Origin of the sequence: Streptomyces sp. P9-2B-2 (assembly GCF_030406865.1) — a bacterium.
Taxonomy (GTDB): domain Bacteria; phylum Actinomycetota; class Actinomycetes; order Streptomycetales; family Streptomycetaceae; genus Streptomyces; species Streptomyces platensis.
Map to the genome: position 1 here is coordinate 6,365,462 of NZ_CP129126.1, position 22,862 is coordinate 6,388,323.

Consider the following 22,862-nt stretch of genomic DNA (forward strand, 5'->3'; position numbering starts at 1 on the left):
CCCGTCAGTTGGCGACGTCGGCCAGGAACGCGGACCAGGCGGCGGCGCTCAGGGTGAGTATGGGGCCGCCGGGGTTCTTGGAGTCGCGGATGTGTATGGCGTGAGGGCAGGTGGCGACTTCGAGGCAGTCGCCGCCTGCGCTGCCGCTGTAGCTGGACTTGAACCAGTTGAGACCGTGAGAGAAGGACTGGGCTGCTGTGCTGGTCATGACTCTCCTAGCAAGTCGTCCAGCAGGCTCTTCGTCTCCTCAGGGGTGAGGGCCTGCGACCGCAGCATCCCATATACCTGTTGATACACGCTTACCTGATCTGGATCGTCGATCAGGAAGCTGATCCGTTGCGCTTCGATGTAGGCGAGATGCTCGTGGTCGGGTGTCTCCAGCAGGACCAGCGGGCCATCCAGGGAGGCATGGGTGCGTCGTGCCGTCGGCATGATCTGAAGCCCTAAGAAGGGGAGTTCGGCGCACGACCGGAGATGGCGGAGTTGCGCACGCAGGATCTCCGGGCTGCCGGTCGGTCGGTGGAGCACCACTTCTTCCAGGATGAAGCTGAGCATGGGGCGCGGCCGTTTGCGCTCCAGCAGCTTCTGTCGGCTGATGCGTCCGGAGACCCACTCCTCGGCCTGTTCCTCGTCCAGCGGTGGGTAGAGGGAGTCGAACGTTGCCCGTGCGTACGCCTCGATCTGCAACAGCCCAGGCACCACCTGGTTCTGATACGACAGCAGCGTCAGCGCCTTCTCCTCATGCTCCACCAGGTCCTGTACGAACGCCGGCAGCTTCTCCCGTTCCGGGACCTTCGCCACCGCGACCGCCAACGCCCCCTTGGTGTCGAGGATTTCGTCCAGCGTCTCGGCCAGGTCGAGCTTGAGTGGTCGGCGGCCCTGCTCGATGGAGCCGATGGTGTCCTCGTGGAGTCCGACCCGTTCGGCCAGTTCGGGCTGGGTGATGTGGGCGGCCCTGCGGAAGTGACTCAGTAGGGCGCCGATCACATGCCAGGACGTGATTTTCTTCGGTTTGTTCGCCGGGTGCATGCGCTCTGCCTTCCCCTCCCTGTGACGGCATGACACAGCCAGAAGTCGTACAGCGGATCTGTACGACCTGACACTGTGGTCCAGTATAGTTACGCACTGTGACAGTGGCGCCATGCAAAAGGAGATCCAGACGCTCTGTGCCCGTTCGGTGTGCTACCGGCGGGAGCGCCGATCCGTGTCGCTGGCCAGGGAGTTCGCCCGTACCGCGCTCGTCGGATGGGACCTGGAACGCCGGGCGGACGAGGTGCTGCTGTGCGTCAGTGAACTGGCCACCAATGCCCTGCTGCACGGCGTGCCGCCCGGTCGTGAGTACCGGCTGCGGCTGGTGCTGGGTGAGGACGGGCTGCTGCGGGTCGAGGTGCACGACAGCGGGGGCGGGGAGCCGCGGGTTCCGGTGCGGGACGGTGCGGCGGAAGCGGAGTGCGGGCGGGGGCTGTTGCTGGTGTCCGCGCTCGCGGACAAGTGGGGGGTGGGGGAGCGCGCTCCGGGCAAGATCGTGTGGTGTGAGTGGTGGCCGGACTTCTGGAGCGGTCCACGGTGACCGGGGGCGGGCGGCCGCTGAGGGCCAGTGGCAGCCCCTGGTGGCGGCCTTGGTCGGCACGGCGCGTTTCCCGAAGTTGTCACCCCGCTGCCTATCGCCGGTCACGGGAGTCCATTAACGTCCCGGTCGCACCATCTCAATGGGCCGATTGCAGACCATTGAACGGTCTGTGGCTGCCGTGGACTGACAACCGGGAGGTCGGGCGTGGCACCGGAGGTATCTCGTAGACGCGTACTGGGAGTTGGAGCGGCCGCGGCGGGCGCGGCGGTGGCAGGGTCGCTGCTGCCGCCGTCGTTGCAGCAGGCGCTGGCGGACGACGCGGCGCGGACGGCGCGCGGCGGGGGGCTCGCGGACATCCGGCATGTGATCGTGCTGATGCAGGAGAACCGCTCCTTCGACCACTACTTCGGGATGCTGCGCGGGGTGCGCGGCTATGCCGACCGCAATGCGATCGAGCTGCCCGGTGGCCGGAGCGTCTACGAGCAGCCGGGGCTGCTGGGCGCCGGGACCGTGCTGCCGTTCTCGGTGCGCGAGGCGGCCGCCGCGCAGAAGAAGGACCGGCAGTACATCGGCGCGCTGGACCACGGCTGGGACGGCGGGGCCAGGGCGTGGAACGGCGGCTGGATGAACAACTGGGTCACCGCCAAGACCGCGGCCACCATGGCCCACTACGACCGGCAGGACGTCCCGCTGCACTACGAGCTCGCGGACACCTTCACCGTCTGCGATGCCTACCACTCCTCGATCCACTCCTCGACCAGCCCCAACCGCAACCACCTGGTGAGCGGTTGGACGGGCTACGAGCCCAACGGGAAGCGGGCGGTGGGCAACGACGCCTACGAGGAGGACACCCACCCCGGGTACACCTGGACCACCTACGCCGAGCGCCTGGAGAAGGCCGGCCGCAGTTGGCGCGTCTATCAGGAGTGGGACAACTTCACCGACAACAACCTGGAGTTCTACGCGGGCTTCAAGGCGGTCGCGAGGAAGGCCCTGGCCAAGGTGGACGGGGTGCGGAACATGACCGCCTTCTACATGACGCTGGCGGGCGCCGACGAGGCCGGGCGCACACGGCTCACGGGGCTCCTGGAGGAGGGCGTGAGGGGGCTGAGCCGCGTGGAGCGGAGTCTGTTCGAGCGGGCGCTGCGGCGGGGCGAGCCGGGCAGCCTGGCGGCCGCGTTCGCCGCGGATGTGGCGAGGGGCGGGCTGCCCGAGGTGTCGTACCTCGTGCCGTCCGCGGCCGACTCCGAGCACCCCGGCTCGTCCTCACCGGTCGAGAGCGCCACCCTCGTCTACCAGGTGCTGGACGCGCTCGGCCGTAACCCGGACGTCTGGCGGCACACCGCGCTCTTCCTGACCTACGACGAGAACGACGGGTTCTTCGACCATGTGCCGCCCCCGGTACCGCCCGCCGGAACCGACGGGGAATTCTGGGACGGCCGGCCGACCGGTCTGGGTATCCGGGTGCCGATGCTCGTCATCTCGCCGTGGACGGTCGGCGGCCACGCCTGCTCCCAGGTCTTCGACCACACCTCGATCACCCGCTTCCTGGAGCGCTGGACGGGGATCGAGGAGCCCAACATCAGCGCCTGGCGGCGCACCGTCTGCGGCGATCTGACCGCCGCCTTCGACTTCTCCCGTGGGCGCCGGCAGCCGTCGGTGCGGCAACCCGGCGCGATCCCGGCGTTCAGCGGGCGCTGGGCACCGCAGCCGCCGGTCCGGCAGTCGCTGCCGCAACAGGAGCGCGGCGTCCGGCCGGCCAGGGCGCTGCCCTACCAGCCCGACGCCGACGGCGGCTTCGATCCGGGCGCGGCGGTCTTCCGGATGGCCGTCCGTAATACCGGCCGGGCCTCCGTCCATCTGGCGCTCTATCCCTACGCGAAGGAATTCGATGCGCCGCAGCACCGGGACGTACGGGGGAAGGGGCGGTGGGAGGTGCCGGTGAAGGACGGTGTGTACCGCTTCACGGTGACCGGGCCGAACGGATTCCGGCGGGAGTTCGCCGGGACCGGGCAGGGCGCCGCCGCGGCCGCCAAGATCAGTACGCGGATCGACGCCGGGCGGCAGGAACTCCATCTGACCGTCACCAACCCCGGCCGCACCGAGCTGACCTGCACCCTCACGCCGCTGGCCTATACGGACGGCGCGCCGCGCACGGTGCGGGTGAAGGCCGGCGCCAGCCGCACCGTCGCGTATCCCGCCGCGGCCGCGCACGGTTGGTACGACCTCCGCCTCACGGTCGCCGAGGACCGGTCCTTCCACCGGCGGCTCATGGGGCACGTGGAGAACGGCAAGGAGTCGGTCACCGGCTGAGACGCGGTGTACGGGGGCGGGGCAGGCCGGGGCGGGCTCCGGGGCGGGGCGGAGTTCCCTATTCCCGTCTCTTGTGGGGAAGTCCACAAAGAGGGCAAAGGATCTTTTCCGGCTGGCATCCTGCCCCGAGGGGTGGACCGGACGCTTCCGCTTGTGCGGGTGCGACGGCCGCCCCGTCCCCGTACATCCGCGTTCGGCACCGCCCGCCCCCGGGAGATATCGACGCCCAACCCGGGAAGCAGACGAGGTCCGTGACCGCTCTGGCTCGGTGGTGTCTCCGGCGCCGCATCGTGGTGATCGCGCTCTGGCTCGCCGCCTTCGCGGGGGTCGCCGTCGCGGCGGGGGTGACGGGGGCCGCGTACTCGAACAACTACGAGGTGCCCGGGACCGAATCCGGGCAGGCGAGCGCCCGTATGGCGAAGGCCTTCCCGGACCGCTCCGGGGACGGCGACACCCTCGTCTGGCACACGGACTCCGGAACGGTGCGCTCCGGCGCCGTCGAGAAGACGATGCGGCACACCCTGAAGGAGATCGCCCGGCTGCCCGGCGTCTCCGAGGTGCAGGGCCCCTACGGCAAACACGGCGCGGGCGGCGGCGGCACCCGGCAGATCAGCTGGGACGGGCACACCGCCTACGCTTCCGTGATCTTCGACCGGCCCACCGACGAGCTGAACGTCGCCCAGGTCCGCAAGGTCGTCGACACCGCGCAGCGGGCGTCCGGCCGGGGCCTCCAGGTCGAGCTGGGCGGCGCCGGGATCGCGCTGACCGAGGCACCGCGCGCCCAACTGGCGGAGATCATCGGGCTGGGCGCCGCGGCCGTGGTGCTCTTCCTCGCCTTCGGCTCACTCGCCGCGACCTTCCTGCCGATCGTCACCGCGCTCGCCGCCGTCGGCACCGCCTCGGCCGGTATCACCCTGCTCAGCCACGCCATGACCGTCGCCGACTTCGCCCCGATGCTCGGCATGCTGATCGGGCTCGGCGTCGGCATCGACTACGCGCTGTTCATCGTCACCCGGCACCGCAAGGGCCTGCGGGCGGGCCTGCCGGTCGATGAGGCGGCCACCCGGGCCGTCGCCGTATCCGGGCGCGCGGTCGTCTTCGCCGGTGCCACCGTCTGTATCGCGCTGCTGGGCATGCTGATCCTGCGGCTGAGCTTCCTCAACGGCGTCGCGCTCGCCGCCTCGCTCACCGTCGTCCTGACCGTGGCCGCCGCCATCACCCTGCTGCCGGCGCTGCTCGGGGTGATCGGGATGCGGGCGCTGAGCCGTCGCGAGCGGCGCCGGCTGGCCGAGCACGGACCGCGGCCCGAGCGGCCCACCGGGATCGCCGCCCGTTGGTCCGGCTTCGTCGAGCGGCACCCCAAACTGCTGGGCACCCTCGCGGCGGCCGTCATGCTCGTCCTGGCACTGCCGACCTTCGGCCTCCATCTGGGCAGCTCCGACCAGGGCAACAACCCGGCCACCTCGACCACCCGCAAGGCATACGACCTGCTCGCGGGCGACGGCCACGGGAGCGGCTTCGGCCCCGGCTTCAACGGGCCGCTGACCCTCGTCGGCACCCTGGACGGCGCCAAGGACCGGGTCGCGTTCTCGGACCTGCCGGACCGGCTGCGGGACACCCCGGGCGTCGCCCAGGTCAGCCGACCCGCGTTCGACGGCAACCACGGCACCGGCGTGATCACCGTCGTACCCACCACCTCACCGCAGTCCCGGCAGACCTCCGACCTGGTGGAACGCCTGCGGACCGAGGTGCTGCCGGAGGCCGGGGGCACGAGCACGCTGCGCGTACAGGTCGGCGGGATCACCGCCAGCTACGACGACTTCGCGTCCGTCATCGTCGGCAAGCTGCCGCTCTTCATCGGCGTCGTGATCGCGCTGGGCTCGGTCCTGCTGCTGCTCGCCTTCCGCAGCATCGGCATCCCGCTCAAGGCCGCGCTGATGAACGTCGCCGCCGTGGCCTCGTCCTTCGGGATCGTGGTCGCGGTCTTCCAGTGGGGCTGGGGCAGCGAACTGCTCGGGCTGGGCAGCGCCGGCCCGGTCGAACCCTTCCTGCCGGTCATCATGGTGTCGGTGCTCTTCGGCCTGTCCATGGACTACCAGGTGTTCCTGGTCTCCCGGATGTACGAGGAGTGGCAGCTGACGCACAACAACCGCCGGGCGGTACGGGTCGGCCTCGCCGAGACCAGCCGCGTGATCAACTCGGCGGCGGTCATCATGATCGCGGTGTTCGGGGCCTTCATCCTCAGCGGCGACCGGATCATCGCGATGTTCGGCATCGGCCTGGCGGGCGCCGTCGCCCTGGACGCCTTCGTGCTCCGTACGCTGCTGGTGCCCGCCCTGATGCATCTGCTGGGCGGCGCCAACTGGTGGCTGCCGTCCTGGCTCGACCGGTGGCTGCCCCGGATCAGCATCGAGCCGCCGCCGGAGCCGGGCGCGGTGCGGCTGCCCGGCCCCCAGGACGGGGAAAAACCGCTGGTGAGGGCGTAGCCACCGGCCCCGGACCGGCCCCGGACCGCCTCCGGGCCCTGCCCCCGCGGTCGGCGTGTCTCCGTCCGCCGCGCGCTCGGCGCCCCGGTTCTCATCCGACTCTCAGACGGGACGCCTACCGTCGCGCTCATGGGTACCAGGACGACCGAGAAGCGAACCGACGACGAGAAGACCGTGCCGGCGCAGACCGCCACGGAGACCGCCGAGATTCCGGAGGCCACCGAGGCCGAGGCGGCCGGCAAGGCCGCCGCCAAGGCCGATGAGCAGGCCGATGACAACGCCGCCCTCGCCGCGCAGGACGAGGCCAGTGACCTCGACGCGGACGACGGCACCGACGAGCCCGTCCACGGCACGGACACCGCGCCCGTAGCGGCCTCCACCGTCGCCGCCGGCGCCGGTGCCGTCGTCGCCGCGGGGCTCGGCCTCGCGTCCGTCACCGGCACCTGGCTCGGTACGACGATGGCCGAGCGGGCCAACCTGATGGGCCAGATCAAGCTCCAGTCGGGCAAGGCCAGCGACCAGATCGCCGCCGTCTACGGCGCCTCCTGGCACACGAACGCCATGGTCAACGGGGTCTTCGCGCTCCTGGCCGTGATCGCCGCCGCGGTGGCGCTGACCCGCAGCCGCGCCACCTGGGTGCGGGCCGTCGCCTTCGGCGGACTGGCGCTGGGCGTGCTGGGGATCCTGATCTCCGCGGGCATGTACCTCGACCTGTTCGGCAGCATGCCGACCGTGCCCAAGGCCCCGCCCGGCGGACCCGCCGCGCCGTAGGGCACCGCAACCGACCTCCGTCGAAGACCCACCGGTCCGTCCGGTGGGTCTTCGGCGTTGGTGGGGCGCGGTGGCCCCGCCGGGTCCGCTCCCGGCGCATCGGCAGCGGCTGCCGTGCGTCGTCATCCACAGCGGCTGCCGCGCGTTATCCACAAATTCCGCAAGTCGATTGAGCCCTCGCGGTCACGCATCTAGCATGGATAACTACCGTGCGTAGATCATTAGTTAGACCTTGAGGTGAGATCCGCGAACAACTCCGTCGAACCCTCCTCCTTTCCTGACGATGCCGGTGCGGACTACTTCATCCGTGAGTACCGCACCGCCGTGAACCCCGCCCGTCGGGAGCTTCTGGAGAACAAGCCGCCCCTGCTCATCCTCAGCACCCCGGCGGATGCCCCGGAGTCCCACACCCACCGGGTCCTGGAGGCCCTGCGCTGGGCTCTCGGTCCCGAACACAAGCGGGTTCCCCACACCGTGCTGTACGCCGAGGACGAGACGCCTCTCCTGAGCGTGCAGGCGGGGGCGGGACTCGGATTCGACATCCCCCGGCGCTCGGCACCCGACCGTCTCCCCAACTTCTGGCTGATGGCGGATGTCGTCGCCCAGATACAGGAAGGCCGTCCGGGCACCGGCGGCCTCGGGGCACGGAAGTTACGCGACCACGTCTACCGGCAGCGGGCCGAACGGGGCGGCTTCCCCGGCCTGTTGTGGCACATGGGCGGCACGGACACCGCACCGATCGGCGGGGTGCGCGGCTTCTTCGTCGGCCTCGTGTGGCATTCACTGACCCGGGCACTGCCCCGGTGGATCTGGACCCTCCGGCAGAACCGGCGGCTCATCAGGTCCAAACGGAGCGGCTGGCTCGGCAAACACCTCAATGCGACCGCCGGTGCGGCGCCGGTGTTCGAACTCCTCGACCAGGTGGGCGCCCGCCAGTCGCCCCGGCTGAGCCTGGAACCCGACCACCCCCGGCACAAGGAGGGGCTCGCCGCCCTCGAACTCCTGCTGCTGCGCGCCCTGCTGGAGGACCTGCGGAAGCCCGCCGTCGGGCGTCTGCTGCCCAAGCGCCGCCGCCGGGTGGCACGCCCCGTGCTGCTGGTGGAAATCCCGCCGGAGGGCGCCCCGGGGGCCGACGCGGCGGAGCGGCTGCTGCGCGCGTTCCACACCCTGCAAGCCGGGCTGGACGGGCCGGGCCCGCTGGTCATCGCGGTCGGCAGGCCCTCCGGCTCCCTCCAGTCGGACCTGGGGGTGGAACGCACCAACCTCCGCCGGGCGAGCAGCCTGCTCCACTCCAGCAATCCGCGGCCGGTCGTGGTGCCACTGGAGGAGGAACCCTTCGAGCGCCCCGGGCTGCATATCCCCCCGGTGCAGCCGCGGAAGTTTCTGATGGGCTGGCGTGCCGTGACCGCGGTGGAGTTGGCCGCGCTGACCGCGGTCCTGGTGGGCGGCGCCACCGCTCCCAGCCTCTGGGACACACCGCCGGATACCCGGTGCGTCGGCGGGGACCGGCCGGTCGCGGCCGACGGTCAGAACAAGAGGGTCGAGGTCAGGCCCACGGAGTGGTACCAGGACGTGCTGCGCCGGATCGAGAAGCAGAACGGGCAGGCCGAGAAGTACGCCAAGGACCGGGCGGTGCGCACGGTCGTCCTCTTCGAATCGGACCCTCCCACGGACGCGGTGGACACCATCTTCGACGGGGCCATCCCCGAGCTGCGCGGGGTGGCCATGTGGCAGCAGCAGCTGATCGACGATGCCGCCTCGGACTCCTCCCGGGTACCGCTGCGGGTGGAAGTACGGCCGGTCGGCGCGGGCTTCCACAAGGTCGTCCCCGCCGTGCGTGACCTCATTCAGGAAGTCAAGCGGGAGGACTCCGGAGAGGAGTACGAGAAGATCGTCGGCGTCCTGGGCTTCGCGCAGAGCACCAAGGAGACGCAGGAGGCCGTGGCGCTGCTGGGCGGGTCGGGGATGCCGATGGTCGGCACGACCGCGACCGCCGACGAGATGCAACGGAGCGAGAACTACTGGCCCTTCACCCCGGACAACAGCGAAGAGGCCCGTATCGAGGCCGCGTTCGCCGCCCGCTCCCACATCGTGGTGAAGGCCGGGCAGGCGGAGCCGAACGCGCCGATGGAATGCGCTCCCGCCCGGAACACGGTGATCGTACGAACCCCCGGCGACCTCTACAGCGAGAGCCTCGCCGACAAGTTCCAGCAGTCCTTCCGGGGCGACGAGACCGTCATCAACTTCCGCCAGGGATCGCAGCCCTTCGCCACGCCCCCGGGCACCCAGAAGTCGACCACGGCGGACCAGCTGGTCGGCCAGGTGTGCCAGGCCCTCCAGGCCGAGCCGGACACCGCCGTCTTCTGGACCGCGCGGGCCCGGGACTTCACCGCCTTCGTCCGCGCCATGGACGCCAACGGGACCTGCACCGAGAAGGGCCTCACCGTCCTCGGCGGCAATGAGCTGACGAATGTGGCGCTCACCGGCCAGTTCGCCGACAAGCCGTGGCTGCGTCTGTACCACTCCGCGCACCGGCTGCCCGAGGGGGACGAGCGCGCCAGCCAGAAGACCCAGCAGTTCGTCCGCCTCTACAACGGGAACTACCCGCGCGACCCCTGGCGGCAGGACGGCCACTCCGCGGTCTCCTATGACGCCTTCCATGTCCTGTCCAGGGCGGTGGACGAGGCGCATACGGGCAATGGCGTGCGCCGGGAGTCCGTGGTGACCGCGCTGAAGAACGGCATCAGCTTCGACGGCGCCACCGGCTTCATCCGTTTCTCCGAGTTCAGCAGCGGTCCTCCGGTGAACAAGACCCTGGTGATCCTCAGGCAGTCGGACGGCGAACCCACGGCGGTCGTCGCCTGCGGCGCCTACAGCCAGAAGGCGGGGAAGGAGAAGAACCAGGGGCCGCCCTGCGTCGACTGACGGTGACGGTGCTTACGGCGGGCGTCCGGGGCTCTACGGCCTCCGGACCCTGTCCCTACGCCCCCGGACGCCGTCCCTAGGTATCCCCCCGTCCGCCGGTACCGCTTCCTAAGGACCGGCCGGGCAGGTAGATCGGGAACTCTCCCGATGTGGCGGACCCCCCTGGGAGACGAGGCTGGAGCCACTCGACAAACCGTCGGGGCACCACCTCACCACCATCAGGGGAGACACCATGTTCCACTCCGAACTGGAGCTGCGGGTCCGCTACGAAGAGCTGCGCCGCGAGGCCGACCGGCAGCGCATGCAGCGCGAGGCGACCGGGGCCGGGCGTGCCGGACGCCGCGGCGCCGCCCGCTCCGGGGCCGACGAACCCGGGGGGCGGGTGAGTAGCTGGGGCCGGCGGGCGCGGATCCGCCGTGCCACCGCCTGACCGCGAGGCGCCCGTGCCATCCCCCACGCCGGCCCCGCGGCCGGCCCGGTCGCCGCACGCCCGGCCCCAGGTGCTCACCGCACCGGGCCGGGCGTTCCGCGTACCGGGTCCGGCGATCTCCACAGAGAATCCCCCTGCCGGATTGTCAGACCCCTGTGCGATGCTCAGCGGCGTGGAGACCAGGTCCGTCAGTCCCGTGTTCGTCGGCCGAGCGGCCGAACTCGCCGCGTTGGGGGACGCGCTCGACCGCATCGCGGTGTCCGGCGAACCCCAGGCCCTGCTGATCGGGGGTGAGGCAGGGGTCGGAAAGACGCGTCTCATCGAGGAGTTCGCCGAGTCCGCGCGGGCCCGGGGCGCGCTCGTCGCGTGCGGCGGCTGCATCGAGATCGGCTCCGAGGGCCTGCCCTTCGCCCCGTTCTCGGCGATCCTGCACACCCTCAACTGGCATCTGCGCGACGAGCTGGCCGCCGCCGTCGCCGGCCTGGAGGGCGAACTCTCCCGCATCCTGCCCGAATTGGGGGAGACCCCCGGCGAGGCCCACGACGAGGAGATCGGCCGCGCCCGCCTCTTCGAACTGACCGCCCGCCTCCTGGAGCGGCTCGCCACCGACCGCACCCTCGTCCTCGTCATCGAGGACCTCCACTGGGCCGACCGCTCCACCCGCGAACTGCTCGCCTACCTCCTGAGGGCGCTGCACGACGCCAACGTCCTCCTGGTGGCCACCTACCGCTCGGACGACATCCACCGCCGCCACCCCCTGCGCCCGTTCCTCGCCGAGATCGACCGGATGCGCACGGTCCGGCGCGTCGAACTGGCCCGCTTCAACCGCGAGGAGGTCCGCTCCCAGATCGCCGGGATCAACGGCAGCGACCCCGAAGAAGACACCGTCGACCGGGTCTACAAACGCTCCGAGGGCAACGCCTTCTTCGTCGAGGAGCTGGCCTGCGGCCTCGCCGAGGGTGCGCTGCACGGCCTCAGCGACCCCCTGCGCGATCTGCTGCTGGTCCGCGTCGAGGCGCTGCCCGAGGATGCCCAGCGGGTGGTGCGCACGGCCGCCGAGGGCGGCTCCACCGTCGAACACGAACTCCTCTCCGCCGTCTGCCGGATGCCCGAGGACGACCTGATCGAGGCGCTGCGGGCGGCCGTCGGCAGCAACACCCTCGTGCCCACCGAGGACGGCACGGGCTACCGCTTCCGGCACGCCCTCGCCCGCGAGGCGGTCGTCGACGATCTGCTGCCCGGCGAGCGCACCCGCCTCAACCGCCGCTACGCCGAAGCCCTGGAGGCCGGCCCCTCCCTGGTCCGCGCCGAGGTCTGCGCCGCCCGGCTGGCCAGCTACTGGTACAAAGCCCATGACGCCGCCAAGGCCCTGCCCGCCGTCCTCGCCGCCTCCGTCCAGGCCCGCCGCCGTCATGCCTACGCCGAGCAACTGCGGCTGCTGGACCGCGCCCTGGAGCTGTGGGACGACGCGCCCCCGGAGGTCCGCCAGGGGGTGCGCCCGGTCGACTACGCCGAGGCGTATCCGGCCTGCGGCTGCCATGACGGCGACGCCCTGCGCTTCCTCGACCTGCTCGCCGAGATCGCGGTGGCCGCCCGGCTGTCCGGCGACATCGAGCGGGCCTTCACGATCACCAAGCGCGCCCTGCGCTCACTGCGCAGCGAGAACGACCCCCTGCGCAAGGCGTGGTTCCTGGTACAGCGCTCCCGGCTCTGCCAGAGCACCGGCCGCGGCAACGGCTGGGAGGACCTCGGCACCGCACAGGAGCTGGTCCGCGGACTGCCGCCGTCCTCCGTGCACGCCGAGGTGCTGGCCGCCGTCGCCAGCTGGGAGATCCTGCACGAACCGGGACCGGGCACCTTCGCGACGGCCGAACGGGCGGTGGAGCTGGCCCAGTTGGTCGGCGACGAGGAGGCCGAGCTCAACTCCCGGGTGACCCTGGCGGGGCTGCGGGTCGACGCCGGCGCCGTCGACGAGGGCATCGCCGAGTTCCGTACGAGCCTGGAGCGCGCTGTCGACCGCGGCTACTTCGCCGTCATCGGCCGCGGCCAGATCAACCTCGCCTCCGCGCTGGAAGGCGTCGGCCGCTCCCGGGAAGCGGTCGAGGCCACCGACCAGGGCGTCGCACTCACCACCCGCTACGGCCTCAAGGACACCACCAGCTGGGTGCTGGGCAACCGCGCCGAATCCCTTCAGTCGCTGGGCCGCTGGGAGGAGGCCGGCCGGGCCGCCGCCGACGCCCGCCGCCTCGCGCAGAACCCCCGCGCCATCGCACTGGCCGCCAGCCGCCGCACCGATCTCGCGCTGGACGAAGGAGACCTCGCCGAGGCCGAGCGCGAACTGGCCGTCGCCCAGGAGTACTACGGCACCCACGACCCCCAGCCGCAGCACGCCCTCGTCATGGCGCGGCACGCCCTGCGCATCGCCGCCCGCCAGGGCCGCCTCCTCGACGCCCGCAGCATCCTCCAGCAGACCCTGGACGCCGGCTTCCCGCCCGGCACCCACCGCTACGCCTGGCCGCTGCTGTGGTCGGCCACCACCACCGAGGCGGACGCCCGCGGGCTGCCCGCCGCCGAGCCCGGCCGGGCCGCGCTCCTCGCCCGCATCCGGGACGCGGCCAAGCGGCTGCCCCAGCTCTGCCCGGTCTGGTCGGCGTACGGCCACGCGGTCGACGCCGAACTCCGCCGTGCCGAGGGCCGCGAGACCCCCGACGCCTGGGCCGGGGCGGTCGCCGCCTTCGAGCCCCTGGAGCGCCCGCACGAACTCGCCCGTGCCTGCTACCGCTGGGCCGAATCACTCCTCCACGGCAGCGAGCGGGCCACCGCGGGACTGCACGGCCGTACCCCGCGGGAGGCCGCCGTCCTCCTGCTCACCCAGGCGCACACCGCCGCCGTGACGATGGGCGCCCGCCCGCTCGCCGACGAACTCGAACTCCTCGCGCAGCGGGCCCGGGTCCCGCTGCCGGGCCTCATACCGGACTCCACGGCCGGGACCGCCGCGAGCGGCACCCACACCACCGCCGAGGCACTCGCACCCGCCGCCCCCGCCGAATCCCTCGGCCTGACCCCGCGCGAACGCGATGTGCTGCGGCTGGTCGCCGACGGCCGCAGCAACCGCCAGATAGCCGACGCCCTGTTCATCTCCCCGAAGACCGCCAGCGTCCATGTCTCCAACATCCTCGCCAAGCTGGGCGTCTCCGGCCGGGGCGAGGCGGGCGCGGTGGCGCACCGCCTGCGCCTCTTCGGTGAACCGGCAGCAGGCTAGGACCCGTTCGGCTATCCGGCGCCCGCTGGGACACGTGCGGCTATCCGGCACCCGGCTGGGACACGTGCGGCGAACCGCCACCCGGCTCGGACCCGTCCCGGGACGGCTCGGTGTCCCGGTCCTGCCGGGGTGGCGCGGTCCGGACGACGACGGTGCCCGAGGCGAGATCGATCGGGCCCTTCCCGGGGTCGCCGTCGCCCACGTCGTCGACGACGAGCGACATCCGCTGCCGCTCCTCGTCGGTGTTTTTGCGCCCCGGTGCGAACAGTTCTTCCGCGATGTTGAACATGGTGCCCTGCCCCCTCTTCGGTGTGCGCGCACCCGTCCCCTGCCCCCGAGTCTAGGCAGGACACCCGAAAAGGGGATCTCCCGGATCAGCTCACCTTGAGGCGGAGAATCCGGTCATCGCCCTTGTGCGGGGTGCCCCGTCCGTCCGTGTTGCTGGTGACCAGCCACAACGTGCCGTCGCCGGCCGCCACGACGGTCCGCAGCCGTCCGTAGGTGCCCTTCAGGAAGGCCTGCGGAGCGGCCACCGGCTTCGTCCCGTCCAGCGGGATCCGCCACAGCCGTTCGCCGCGCAGCGACGCCATCCAGACGGAGCCCTTGGCGAAGGCGATACCGCTGGGCGAGGCGTCCGCGGTCTTCCACTGCTCGACCGGGTTCACGAACCCGGCGCCCTTCGACCCGCCCTTGGCCTTGCCCTCGACCTCCGGCCAGCCGTAGTTCTTGCCCGGCTCGATGAGATTCAGCTCGTCCCAGGTGTCCTGCCCGAACTCCGAGGCCCACAGCCGCTTGTCGTTGTCCCAGGCCAGCCCCTGCACATTGCGGTGGCCGTAGTCGTACACCACCGAATCCGCCTCGGGGTTGCCATGCGCCGGCTCACCGTCCGGCGTCATCCGCAGGATCTTCCCGGCCGGGGAACCCTTGTCCTGCGCGAGCCCCTTGTCGCCGGTCTCGCCGGTGCCCGCGTAGAGCATCTTGTCCGGGCCGAACGCGATCCGGCCGCCGTTGTGGATCTGGCCCTTGGGGATGCCCTTGAAGATGGTGTCGGGCGCGCCCAGCTGATTGCCCGGCGGGCGCTTCTCGTCGTAGTTCATGCGGGCGATGCGGTTGTCGGACGCGGTGGTGAAGTACGCGTACACCTGGTGGTCCGCGCCGAACGTCGAGGACACCGCGATCCCCAGCAGCCCGCCCTCGCCCCCCGGGTCCACGCCCGGCACCGACCCCAGCTCGGTCTTCTTGCCGCTGTCCGCCCCGATCCGGAAGATCTTTCCGGTGTCACGGGAGGCGACCAGCAGATCCCCGCCCGGCAGCACCGCCACCCCCCACGGTGACGTCAGCCCGGTCGTCAGGGTGCGGGTCACCTTCACCGAGCCCTTGGCGGGCGGTGCGGTGGACTCCGGTGTGGCGCCCGGCGGGGCGGCGGCGCTCTTCGACGGGGCCGCCGGGGAGCCGCCACCGCCCTCGGGCGGTGCGCCGCCGGACGAGCAGCCCGCTACCAGGAGCAGCGAAGCGGCGGCCAACACGGCGGTCTGGGGACGGCGTTGCACGGCAGGGTCCTCTCGTCGGCAGGGCGTGGACAAGAACACCACATCGTGCGCCGCTGCGCCGCGCCTTACACGCTCCGGAGCCACTCCCACCTGCCATGATCCGGCGCGGACGGCGAAGCCGCGAGCGGGCGGGCGGGCCGCGGGCGGGCCGCCCCGGCCCTAATACCAGGACCCGCGCGCCGGCGGCAGCGCGGCGATCTCCGCCAGATCCTCGCGGGCGAGCTTCAGCTCCACGGCCTTGGCGTTCTGCGCCGCCCAGCGCTCCTTCTTCGTCCCCGGCACCGGGACGACATGCCGACCCTGCGCCAGCGTCCACGCCAGCGCCACCTGCCCCGGCGTCGCCCCGTAGCGGGCACCGATCCGCCGCAGCCCGGCCACCACCGGCTGGTTTGCGGCCATCATCTCGGCGGTGAAGCGGGGGTGGCGGGCCCGCAGGTCCTCCCGTTCGAAGCCCTGCCCCGGGGTGAGGGTGCCGGTCAGATAGCCGTTCCCCAGCGGCATCGCCGCCAGGAAGCCGACACCCCGCGACTCGCACCACGGCAGCAGCCCCTCCAGCGCCTCCGGCGACCACACCGACAGCTCGGCCTGCACACTGCTGACCGGGAACACCTGCTGGATCCGCTCCAGTTGGGCCAGCGTCCCGTCGTGCTTCCGGGACCGGGGACGCGCCCGCCCCGTCGGCCGCCGCTCCGTACGGGCCGCGCGGGCCGGCCGGACCGCCCGCGCGTCCACCGCGCACAGCCCCAGCGACCGCACCTTCCCGGCGGCCACCAGCTCCGCCATCGCCCCCCAGGTCTCCTCTATGGGCACCTCGGGATCGGGCCGGTGCAGCTGGTAGAGATCGATACGGTCGGTCTGCAGGCGGCGCAGCGAGGCATCGCAGGCCCGCTTGACGTAACCGGGCCGCCCATTGGCGACGATGTGCTGCTCACCCACCAGCAGCCCGCACTTGGTCGACACGAAGGCGTCCGCCCGCCGCTCCTTGAGCACCCGCCCCACCAGCAGCTCATTGGTGAACGGGCCGTACATGTCGGCGGTGTCCAGCAGGCTGCACCCCCGGTCCAGCGCGGTGTGCACGGCCCGCAGCGAGCTGTCCAAGCTGCGCTGCGACTCGGTGTACCCCCAGCTCATCGGCATACAGCCGAGCCCGATGGCCCCCACGTCAAGGGCCGCCGCACCGATTGTCCTGCGCTCCACCTGGTTGTGCCTCCGTCCCCTCGCCCCCGGTCAAGGGCCTGACCAAACTAACGTCTGAACAGAACGTCTCTTCGCATAGCCTCGGGGCATGGCAACAGCGGACCAGCACACCGGCGCACACGACGTATGGCTCCCGATCCCGCCCGACGAGATCGAGGGACTCCCCGACGGGCTCCACTACGTCCACTGGGACGCCGGCCCCGAGTACCCGGCCGACCCCGCCCGCTGTGTCTTCTACGCCGTCCCCTACATGAAGAGCGCGGAGATCCTCCTGCGCCCGCTGCCCCTGATGAGCCGGGTACGGGTGGTGCAGACGCTCACCGCCGGCACCGAGAACATGCTCCCGGGGCTGTCCGACATGCCGTCCGGTGCCCGGCTGTGCAACGCTCGCGGGCTGCACGACGCCAGCACCGCGGAGCTGGCGCTCACCCTGACCCTCGCGGCGCTGCGCGGCATCCCGGGCTTCGTCCGGGCCCAGGACGCGGGGGAGTGGCGGCCGGACCTGCGGCCGGCGCTGGCCGACAAGTCGGTCCTCATTGTGGGCTATGGTTCGATCGGCAGTGCCATCGAAGACCGGCTCACACCTTTTGAGTGTGCGCGGGTCGTGCGCATCGCACGCACCGCTCGTGACACAGTGCGCGGTCCTGTGCATCCACTCTCCGACCTGTCCGCCCATCTGCCCGAAGCGGACGTCGTCGTGCTCGCGACTCCGCTCACCGACGCCACGCGTGGCCTGGTGGGAAGCCGTTTCCTGGCGCAGATGAAGGACGGCGCACTGCTGGTGAACGTCGCGCGCGGCGGCGTCGTCGACACCAAGGCACTGCTCGCCGAGCTGGAATCCGGACGGCTGTACGCGGCGCTCGATGTCACCGACCCGGAACCCCTGCCCACCGGACATCCGCTGTGGCACGCTCCCGGCGTACTCATCACTCCACACGTCGGTGGCCCCAGCTCTGCCTTCCTGCCCCGTGCGAAGCGGCTGATCCGGGACCAGTTGACGCTTTTCGCGGCCGGCGAGCCCCTGCGGAACGTGGTCGCCACCGCCGACTGAAACCGCTTGCGCGTAGCGCTACGAGGCCGTACGACTGCAAGGAGTGTTCGCCATTCGCTCGTAGTCACGCTCCGTAGAGACGCTATGTCCCTGAGTGACGGAACTGGTGTATCGTCCGAGCGGGGACGACGCCGGGAACGACGCGGCGCGTGCGAACGATCCGGGACTCGAGGGGGGCGACGGGCGATGTACGGCCGATGGACGAGTAGCGAGAAGCACGATCCACGAGCGCCCGCGGGAATACTGCGCGGCCCCCAGGAGCATCGCTCGCGGCGGCGCCCGGTGCGGGTGAGCGGGAGAGTCCGGTGAGCGCCCCCGGGGCGATGCTCTCCAGGTCGCCGGCGCCGGCCGGCAACCCGCCGGGTGTCGTGCCGCAGATCGTGCTGGCGGTGGTCTGCGGCGGCTATGCCGTCGGCGCCGCGTTCGGCTGGGGATCGCCCGAAGTAGCCGCGTTCATGGGGGACTTCGGCCTCAGCTTCGCGGCATTCCTGGCCGCCGTCTCCTGTGGGCTGTACGCCCGCAAGCGCCGCAGCCGGTTCCGCCCCGCCTGGATGCTGTTCGCCGCGTCCTCCGCGATGGCCGGTCTCGGCAACGGCGTATGGGGCTGGTACGAGGTCGTCCAAGGGGTCACGGTACCCAGCCCCTGCCTGGCCGACTTCTGCTTCCTGCTCTTCGCGCCGCCGGCCATCGTGGGCCTGCTGGTGCTCGCCAAGCGGCCGGTGACCAGGGCCGGTTGGGTCTGCCTGGGGCTGGACGCCTGGCTGATCGCCGGATCGCTGGTCACTCTCTCATGGAGCCTCGCGCTCGCGCACACCGCCCACTTCCAGGGCCGCAGCGTCGCCCAGAGCGCCCTCTCGCTGGCCTATCCGCTGCTGGACATCGTGCTGGTGAGCATGGTGCTCGCACTGCACTTCCGGCGCTCCTCGGTGCACCGCTCGGCCATCAACACCGCGGTCGCCGCACTGGCGTTGACGGTGCTGTGCGACGCCCTGTTCAGCTCCCCGCTGCTGCGCGAGCACTACCGCTCCGGCCAGATCCTGGACGCCGGATGGTTCGCCGGCTCGATGCTGCTCGCCTACGCGCCCTGGGTCGCCCGCCGCGCGGGGGAGGAGAGCACCGAGGAGGACCTCAAGCCCGCCGCCCGCCGGGTCCAGCCGCACGGCAGCCGCCCCATCGCGGGCTCGCTCGCCGCACTGACCCCGTATCTCGCCGCCGCCGTCTGCACGCTGGGCATCCTCACCAACGTCCTGGACGGGCGGCGCATCGACCGCGTGGTGCTCTTCACCGGCTGCACGGTCGTCCTCGCGCTGGTCGTCCGCCAGGGCATCATGCTGCTCGACAACATCACCCTCACCCAGGAGCTGGCGCAGAAGGAGAACCACTTCCGCTCCCTGGTGCAGGGCTCCAGCGACGTCATCATGATCGCCGCTCCGACCGGTGTGCTGCGCTATGTGAGCCCGGCCGCCGCCGGTGTCTACGGGCGCGACGCCGAGGAACTGGTCGGCTCCGAGCTGGCCTCCCTGATCCACCCCGAGGACCTGGGCCGCGTGGTGCACGAGGTCCGCAGATTCCTCGCCGCGGCCCCCGAGGACGAACCGACCACCCGTATCGAGTGCCGCTTCCGCGCCGGTGAGCGGCGCTCCGGCGGTGACGGCTGGCTGAACGTCGAATCCACGGTCAACCGCCACCACGGCGGCCTGATCTTCAACTCCCGCGATGTCACCGAACGCGTCCGCCTCCAGGCCCAGCTCCAGCACAACGCCTCACACGACGCGCTCACCGACCTGCCCAACCGCGCGCTGTTCACCGAGCGCGTCACCCAGGCCGTCACCGGCCGCCGGGCCAGCGACCACGACACCGCCGTGCTCTATATCGACCTCGACGGCTTCAAGCAGGTCAATGACACCATCGGCCATCAGGCGGGCGACGAACTGCTGATCCAGGCCGCCCGGCGGCTCGGCGACTCGGTGCGCTCCGGCGACATAGCGGCGCGGCTGGGCGGCGACGAGTTCGCCGCGCTGATCACCGGCGACGGCACCCGCGACCTCGCCGCCCGCGAGTTCCGGATCCACGAGATCGCCGACCGGTTGCGCATCAAGCTCTCCGAGCCGTACCGCATCGACGGCCGGGAGGTGCGGGTGGCGGCCAGTATCGGCGTCGCCTTCGCCGAGCCCGGGGTGAGCCCCGCGGGCCTGCTGCGCAACGCCGACCTCGCGATGTACCGCGCCAAGCAGGCAGGCAAGGGCCGGGTGGAGCTGTACGCACCCCAGATGCAGGACGAGGTCGCACACCGCGCCGACCTCGTCGGCAAGCTGCGTACGGCCCTGAGCGACGGCGCCTTCGCGCTGCTGCACCAGCCCGTCGTGGAGCTGGCCACCGGACAGGTCACCGCGGTCGCGGCACACGCCCGCTGGCGCTCCGCCCAGGGGATTCTCTTCACCCCGGCCGAATTCCTGCGGGTCGGCGACCGCGGCCGGTTCACCGACGACGGTGACCGCGCCGCCGAGCTGGACCGCTGGCAACTGGAGGAGGCCGTCGAGCAGGCCGCGGCGCGCCACCGGGCCGGCTATCCGGTGCCGGTCGCGGTCCGGCTCTCCGCCCGTCGGCTGCTGGACCACGCGCTGTCCCCCAAGGGCGTCGAGTCGCTGCTCACCCGGCACAACCTCCCCTCGCGCGCGCTCGTCGTGGAACTGTCCGAGAGCGATCCCCGACTCCCGCTGGACGATCTGGAGCGCCGGCTGATCGCGCTGCGCCGACTGGGCGTACGGATCGCCCTCGACGGCTTCGGCAGCGGGTACGCCGCCATCAGCGCGCTGCGCCGGCTCCCGGTCGACGTACTGCGGCTGGACCGCGGGCTGGTGGACGGTGTGGTGGAGTCCGCCCGGCTGCACAAGATCACCGCAGGGCTGCTGCGGATCGCCGGTGACCTGGGCATGCAGTCCGTCGCGGACGGCATCGATCTGCCCGAACAGGTCCTGGCCCTGCGCTCCATGGGCTGTACGCACGGCATGGGCACGGCCTTCTCCGGGCCGCTCGACGAACACCGGCTGCGGCGGTCCCTGACGCACGCCCAGTACCCGGTACCGGACCTGGCGGGCAAGGGCCGCGCGGTGGTGCTCACCGGCAGCGGTCTGCCGGCCCGGCAGGGCGGTCCGGCGGGTCCGGAATCGCTTGTGCATCCGCCATTGCGCTCAAATAGTGAGACCTCCGTCCCACCCACTTGACACTCGGTGCACGGCGGGGGGAGGGTCAGTGCCATGCGCACCCGAATTCTCGTACTTGGAAAGCGCGTCGGCTGAAGCCGGGTCCTGACGAACCCGGTTCATCGCACCGACGCGCTCCCCTCGCTTGCCACCTGGCACGGGGGGTTTTTTGTTGCACAGCAACCTCACAAATCCCGTCAAAACCCTCAGCTTCGAGAAGAGACGCAGATGACCGAGCAGGCCTCCGGGTCCCACCATCCGCAGCCGCGGGCCCGTACCGCCGGCGGACCGCAGCAGCCCGCCGCCGTCGAGCACGTGACGGGTGCGCAGTCGCTCATCCGTTCGCTCGAGGAGGTCGGGGCCGACACGGTGTTCGGCATTCCCGGCGGTGCGATCCTTCCGGCGTACGACCCGATGATGGATTCCTCGAAGGTCCGGCACGTCCTGGTGCGCCACGAGCAGGGCGCCGGTCACGCCGCCACGGGATACGCGCAGGCCACCGGCAAGGTCGGCGTCTGCATGGCCACCTCGGGCCCGGGTGCCACCAACCTCGTCACCCCCATCGCCGACGCCCACATGGACTCCGTCCCGCTGGTCGCGATCACCGGTCAGGTCGCGTCCAAGGCGATCGGCACGGACGCCTTCCAGGAGGCGGACATCTGCGGCATCACGATGCCGATCACCAAGCACAACTTCCTGGTCACCGACCCCACCGAGATCCCCCGGACGATCGCCGAGGCGTTCCACATCGCGGCCACCGGCCGCCCCGGCCCGGTCCTGGTCGACATCGCCAAGGACGCGCTCCAGGCGCAGACCACCTTCACCTGGCCGCCGCAGACCGACCTGCCCGGCTACCGCCCGGTGACCAAGCCGCACGCCAAGCAGATCCGCGAGGCCGCCCGGCTGATCGTCGAGTCCAAGCGCCCGGTGCTCTACGTCGGCGGCGGCGTGATGAAGGCCGGCGCCACCGCCGAGCTCAAGGTGCTCGCCGAACTGACCGGTGCCCCCGTCACCACCACGCTGATGGCGCTGGGTTCGTTCCCCGACAGCCACCCGCAGCATGTCGGCATGCCCGGGATGCATGGCGCGGTCACCGCCGTCACCGCGCTCCAGAAGTCGGACCTGCTGATCACCCTCGGCGCCCGTTTCGACGACCGCGTCACCGGCAAGCTGGACTCCTTCGCGCCGTACGCCAAGGTCGTGCACGCGGACATCGATCCGGCGGAGATCGGCAAGAACCGTGCCGCGGACGTCCCGATCGTCGGTGACGCCCGCGAGGTCATCGCCGACCTGATCGTCGCGGTCCAGGCCGAGTACGACGCCGGCCACCGGGGCGACTACACCGCCTGGTGGAAGGACCTCAACCGCTGGCGCGACACCTACCCGCTCGGCTACGACCTGCCGGAGGACGGCACTCTCTCCCCGCAGCAGGTCATCGAGCGGATCGGCAAGCTCGCCCCCGCCGACACCATCTACGCAGCGGGCGTCGGCCAGCACCAGATGTGGGCCGCCCACTTCATCGGCTACGAGCAGCCCTCCACCTGGCTGAACTCCGGTGGCGCCGGGACGATGGGCTACGCCGTCCCCGCCGCGATGGGCGCCAAGGCCGGGCAGCCGGACCGTACGGTCTGGGCGATCGACGGCGACGGCTGCTTCCAGATGACCAACCAGGAACTGGTCACCTGCGCGCTGAACAACATCCCGATCAAGGTCGCGATCATCAACAACGGCGCGCTGGGCATGGTCCGCCAGTGGCAGACCCTGTTCTACAACCAGCGCTACTCCAACACCGTGCTGCACTCCGGCCCCGAGTCCAACGGGCTCGTGACGGCGGGCAAGGCCAGCGGCGGCACCCGCGTCCCGGACTTCGTGAAGCTGTCCGAGGCCATGGGCTGTGTCGCGATGCGCTGTGAGGACCCGGCGGAGCTGGACGCGGTGATCGCCAAGGCCAACGCCATCAACGACCGCCCGGTCGTGATCGACTTCATCGTCCACGAGGACGCCCAGGTGTGGCCGATGGTCGCCGCCGGCACCTCCAACGACGAGGTCATGGCCGCCCGGGGCGTGCGTCCCGACTTCGGCGACAACGAAGACGACTGAGCCC

General features: G+C 71.5%; 15 protein-coding genes. 10 read left to right on the forward strand and 5 right to left on the reverse strand.

Annotated elements, in window-relative coordinates; genetic code table 11:
• Nucleotides 1-4: 4 nt before the first annotated feature.
• The gene (locus tag QT196_RS28145) at nt 5-208 is read right to left on the reverse strand and encodes a DUF397 domain-containing protein (RefSeq protein ID WP_290355936.1); all 204 of its coding nucleotides are present in this window, start codon (nt 206-208) and stop codon (nt 5-7) included.
• Complete coding sequence (locus QT196_RS28150; protein ID WP_290355937.1) at nt 205-1,029, reverse strand: helix-turn-helix transcriptional regulator; 825 nt, start codon at nt 1,027-1,029, stop codon at nt 205-207. The genes QT196_RS28145 and QT196_RS28150 overlap by 4 nt, the downstream gene beginning before the upstream one ends.
• A gap of 112 nt (nt 1,030-1,141) precedes the next feature.
• On the opposite strand from QT196_RS28150, the gene QT196_RS28155 reads away from it, so the two are divergent.
• From QT196_RS28155 to QT196_RS28185, 7 genes are all read left to right on the forward strand, one after another.
• Nucleotides 1,142-1,570 carry an ATP-binding protein gene (locus QT196_RS28155; RefSeq protein WP_290355938.1) on the forward strand — a complete coding sequence of 143 codons (429 nt, stop codon included), beginning with the start codon at nt 1,142-1,144 and terminating at the stop codon, nt 1,568-1,570.
• Between the two features lie 204 nt (nt 1,571-1,774).
• Nucleotides 1,775-3,883, forward strand: coding sequence for a phosphocholine-specific phospholipase C (locus tag QT196_RS28160; RefSeq protein WP_290355939.1), 2,109 nt, complete (start codon nt 1,775-1,777; stop codon nt 3,881-3,883).
• A 251-nt stretch (nt 3,884-4,134) separates the two neighbouring features.
• Nucleotides 4,135-6,369: an MMPL family transporter gene (locus tag QT196_RS28165; RefSeq protein ID WP_290355940.1), complete on the forward strand. Its 2,235-nt coding sequence runs from the start codon at nt 4,135-4,137 to the stop codon at nt 6,367-6,369.
• Between the two features lie 129 nt (nt 6,370-6,498).
• A complete protein-coding gene (locus QT196_RS28170; RefSeq protein ID WP_168481504.1) occupies nt 6,499-7,140 on the forward strand; it encodes a hypothetical protein in 642 nt (213 codons plus the stop codon).
• Nucleotides 7,141-7,377: 237 nt separating this feature from the next.
• Nucleotides 7,378-10,065: an ABC transporter substrate-binding protein gene (locus QT196_RS28175; RefSeq protein ID WP_290355942.1), complete on the forward strand. Its 2,688-nt coding sequence runs from the start codon at nt 7,378-7,380 to the stop codon at nt 10,063-10,065.
• Between the two features lie 232 nt (nt 10,066-10,297).
• Nucleotides 10,298-10,495: a hypothetical protein gene (locus QT196_RS28180; protein ID WP_168481506.1), complete on the forward strand. Its 198-nt coding sequence runs from the start codon at nt 10,298-10,300 to the stop codon at nt 10,493-10,495.
• A gap of 160 nt (nt 10,496-10,655) precedes the next feature.
• Complete coding sequence (locus QT196_RS28185; RefSeq protein WP_356948486.1) at nt 10,656-13,757, forward strand: AAA family ATPase; 3,102 nt, start codon at nt 10,656-10,658, stop codon at nt 13,755-13,757.
• A 40-nt stretch (nt 13,758-13,797) separates the two neighbouring features.
• On the opposite strand, the gene QT196_RS28190 is transcribed toward QT196_RS28185, so the two are convergent.
• The 3 genes from QT196_RS28190 to QT196_RS28200 all read right to left on the reverse strand — a co-directional run bounded on the left by QT196_RS28190 (nt 13,798) and on the right by QT196_RS28200 (nt 16,504).
• Nucleotides 13,798-14,046, reverse strand: coding sequence for a DUF6191 domain-containing protein (locus QT196_RS28190; protein ID WP_266733292.1), 249 nt, complete (start codon nt 14,044-14,046; stop codon nt 13,798-13,800).
• An 85-nt stretch (nt 14,047-14,131) separates the two neighbouring features.
• Complete coding sequence (locus tag QT196_RS28195) at nt 14,132-15,307, reverse strand: PQQ-dependent sugar dehydrogenase (protein ID WP_290355944.1); 1,176 nt, start codon at nt 15,305-15,307, stop codon at nt 14,132-14,134.
• Nucleotides 15,308-15,466: 159 nt separating this feature from the next.
• The gene (locus QT196_RS28200; RefSeq protein ID WP_168481509.1) at nt 15,467-16,504 is read right to left on the reverse strand and encodes an aldo/keto reductase; all 1,038 of its coding nucleotides are present in this window, start codon (nt 16,502-16,504) and stop codon (nt 15,467-15,469) included.
• An 88-nt stretch (nt 16,505-16,592) separates the two neighbouring features.
• Here QT196_RS28200 and QT196_RS28205 point away from each other — a divergent pair, with 88 nt between their 5' ends.
• From QT196_RS28205 to QT196_RS28215, 3 genes are all read left to right on the forward strand, one after another.
• Nucleotides 16,593-17,555, forward strand: a complete 963-nt coding sequence (locus QT196_RS28205; protein WP_168481510.1) for a 2-hydroxyacid dehydrogenase — start codon at nt 16,593-16,595, stop codon at nt 17,553-17,555.
• Between the two features lie 323 nt (nt 17,556-17,878).
• The gene (locus QT196_RS28210) at nt 17,879-20,779 is read left to right on the forward strand and encodes an EAL domain-containing protein (RefSeq protein ID WP_211117616.1); all 2,901 of its coding nucleotides are present in this window, start codon (nt 17,879-17,881) and stop codon (nt 20,777-20,779) included.
• 207 nt (nt 20,780-20,986) lie between these two features.
• Complete coding sequence (locus QT196_RS28215; RefSeq protein WP_168481512.1) at nt 20,987-22,858, forward strand: acetolactate synthase large subunit; 1,872 nt, start codon at nt 20,987-20,989, stop codon at nt 22,856-22,858.
• Nucleotides 22,859-22,862: the final 4 nt, after the last annotated feature.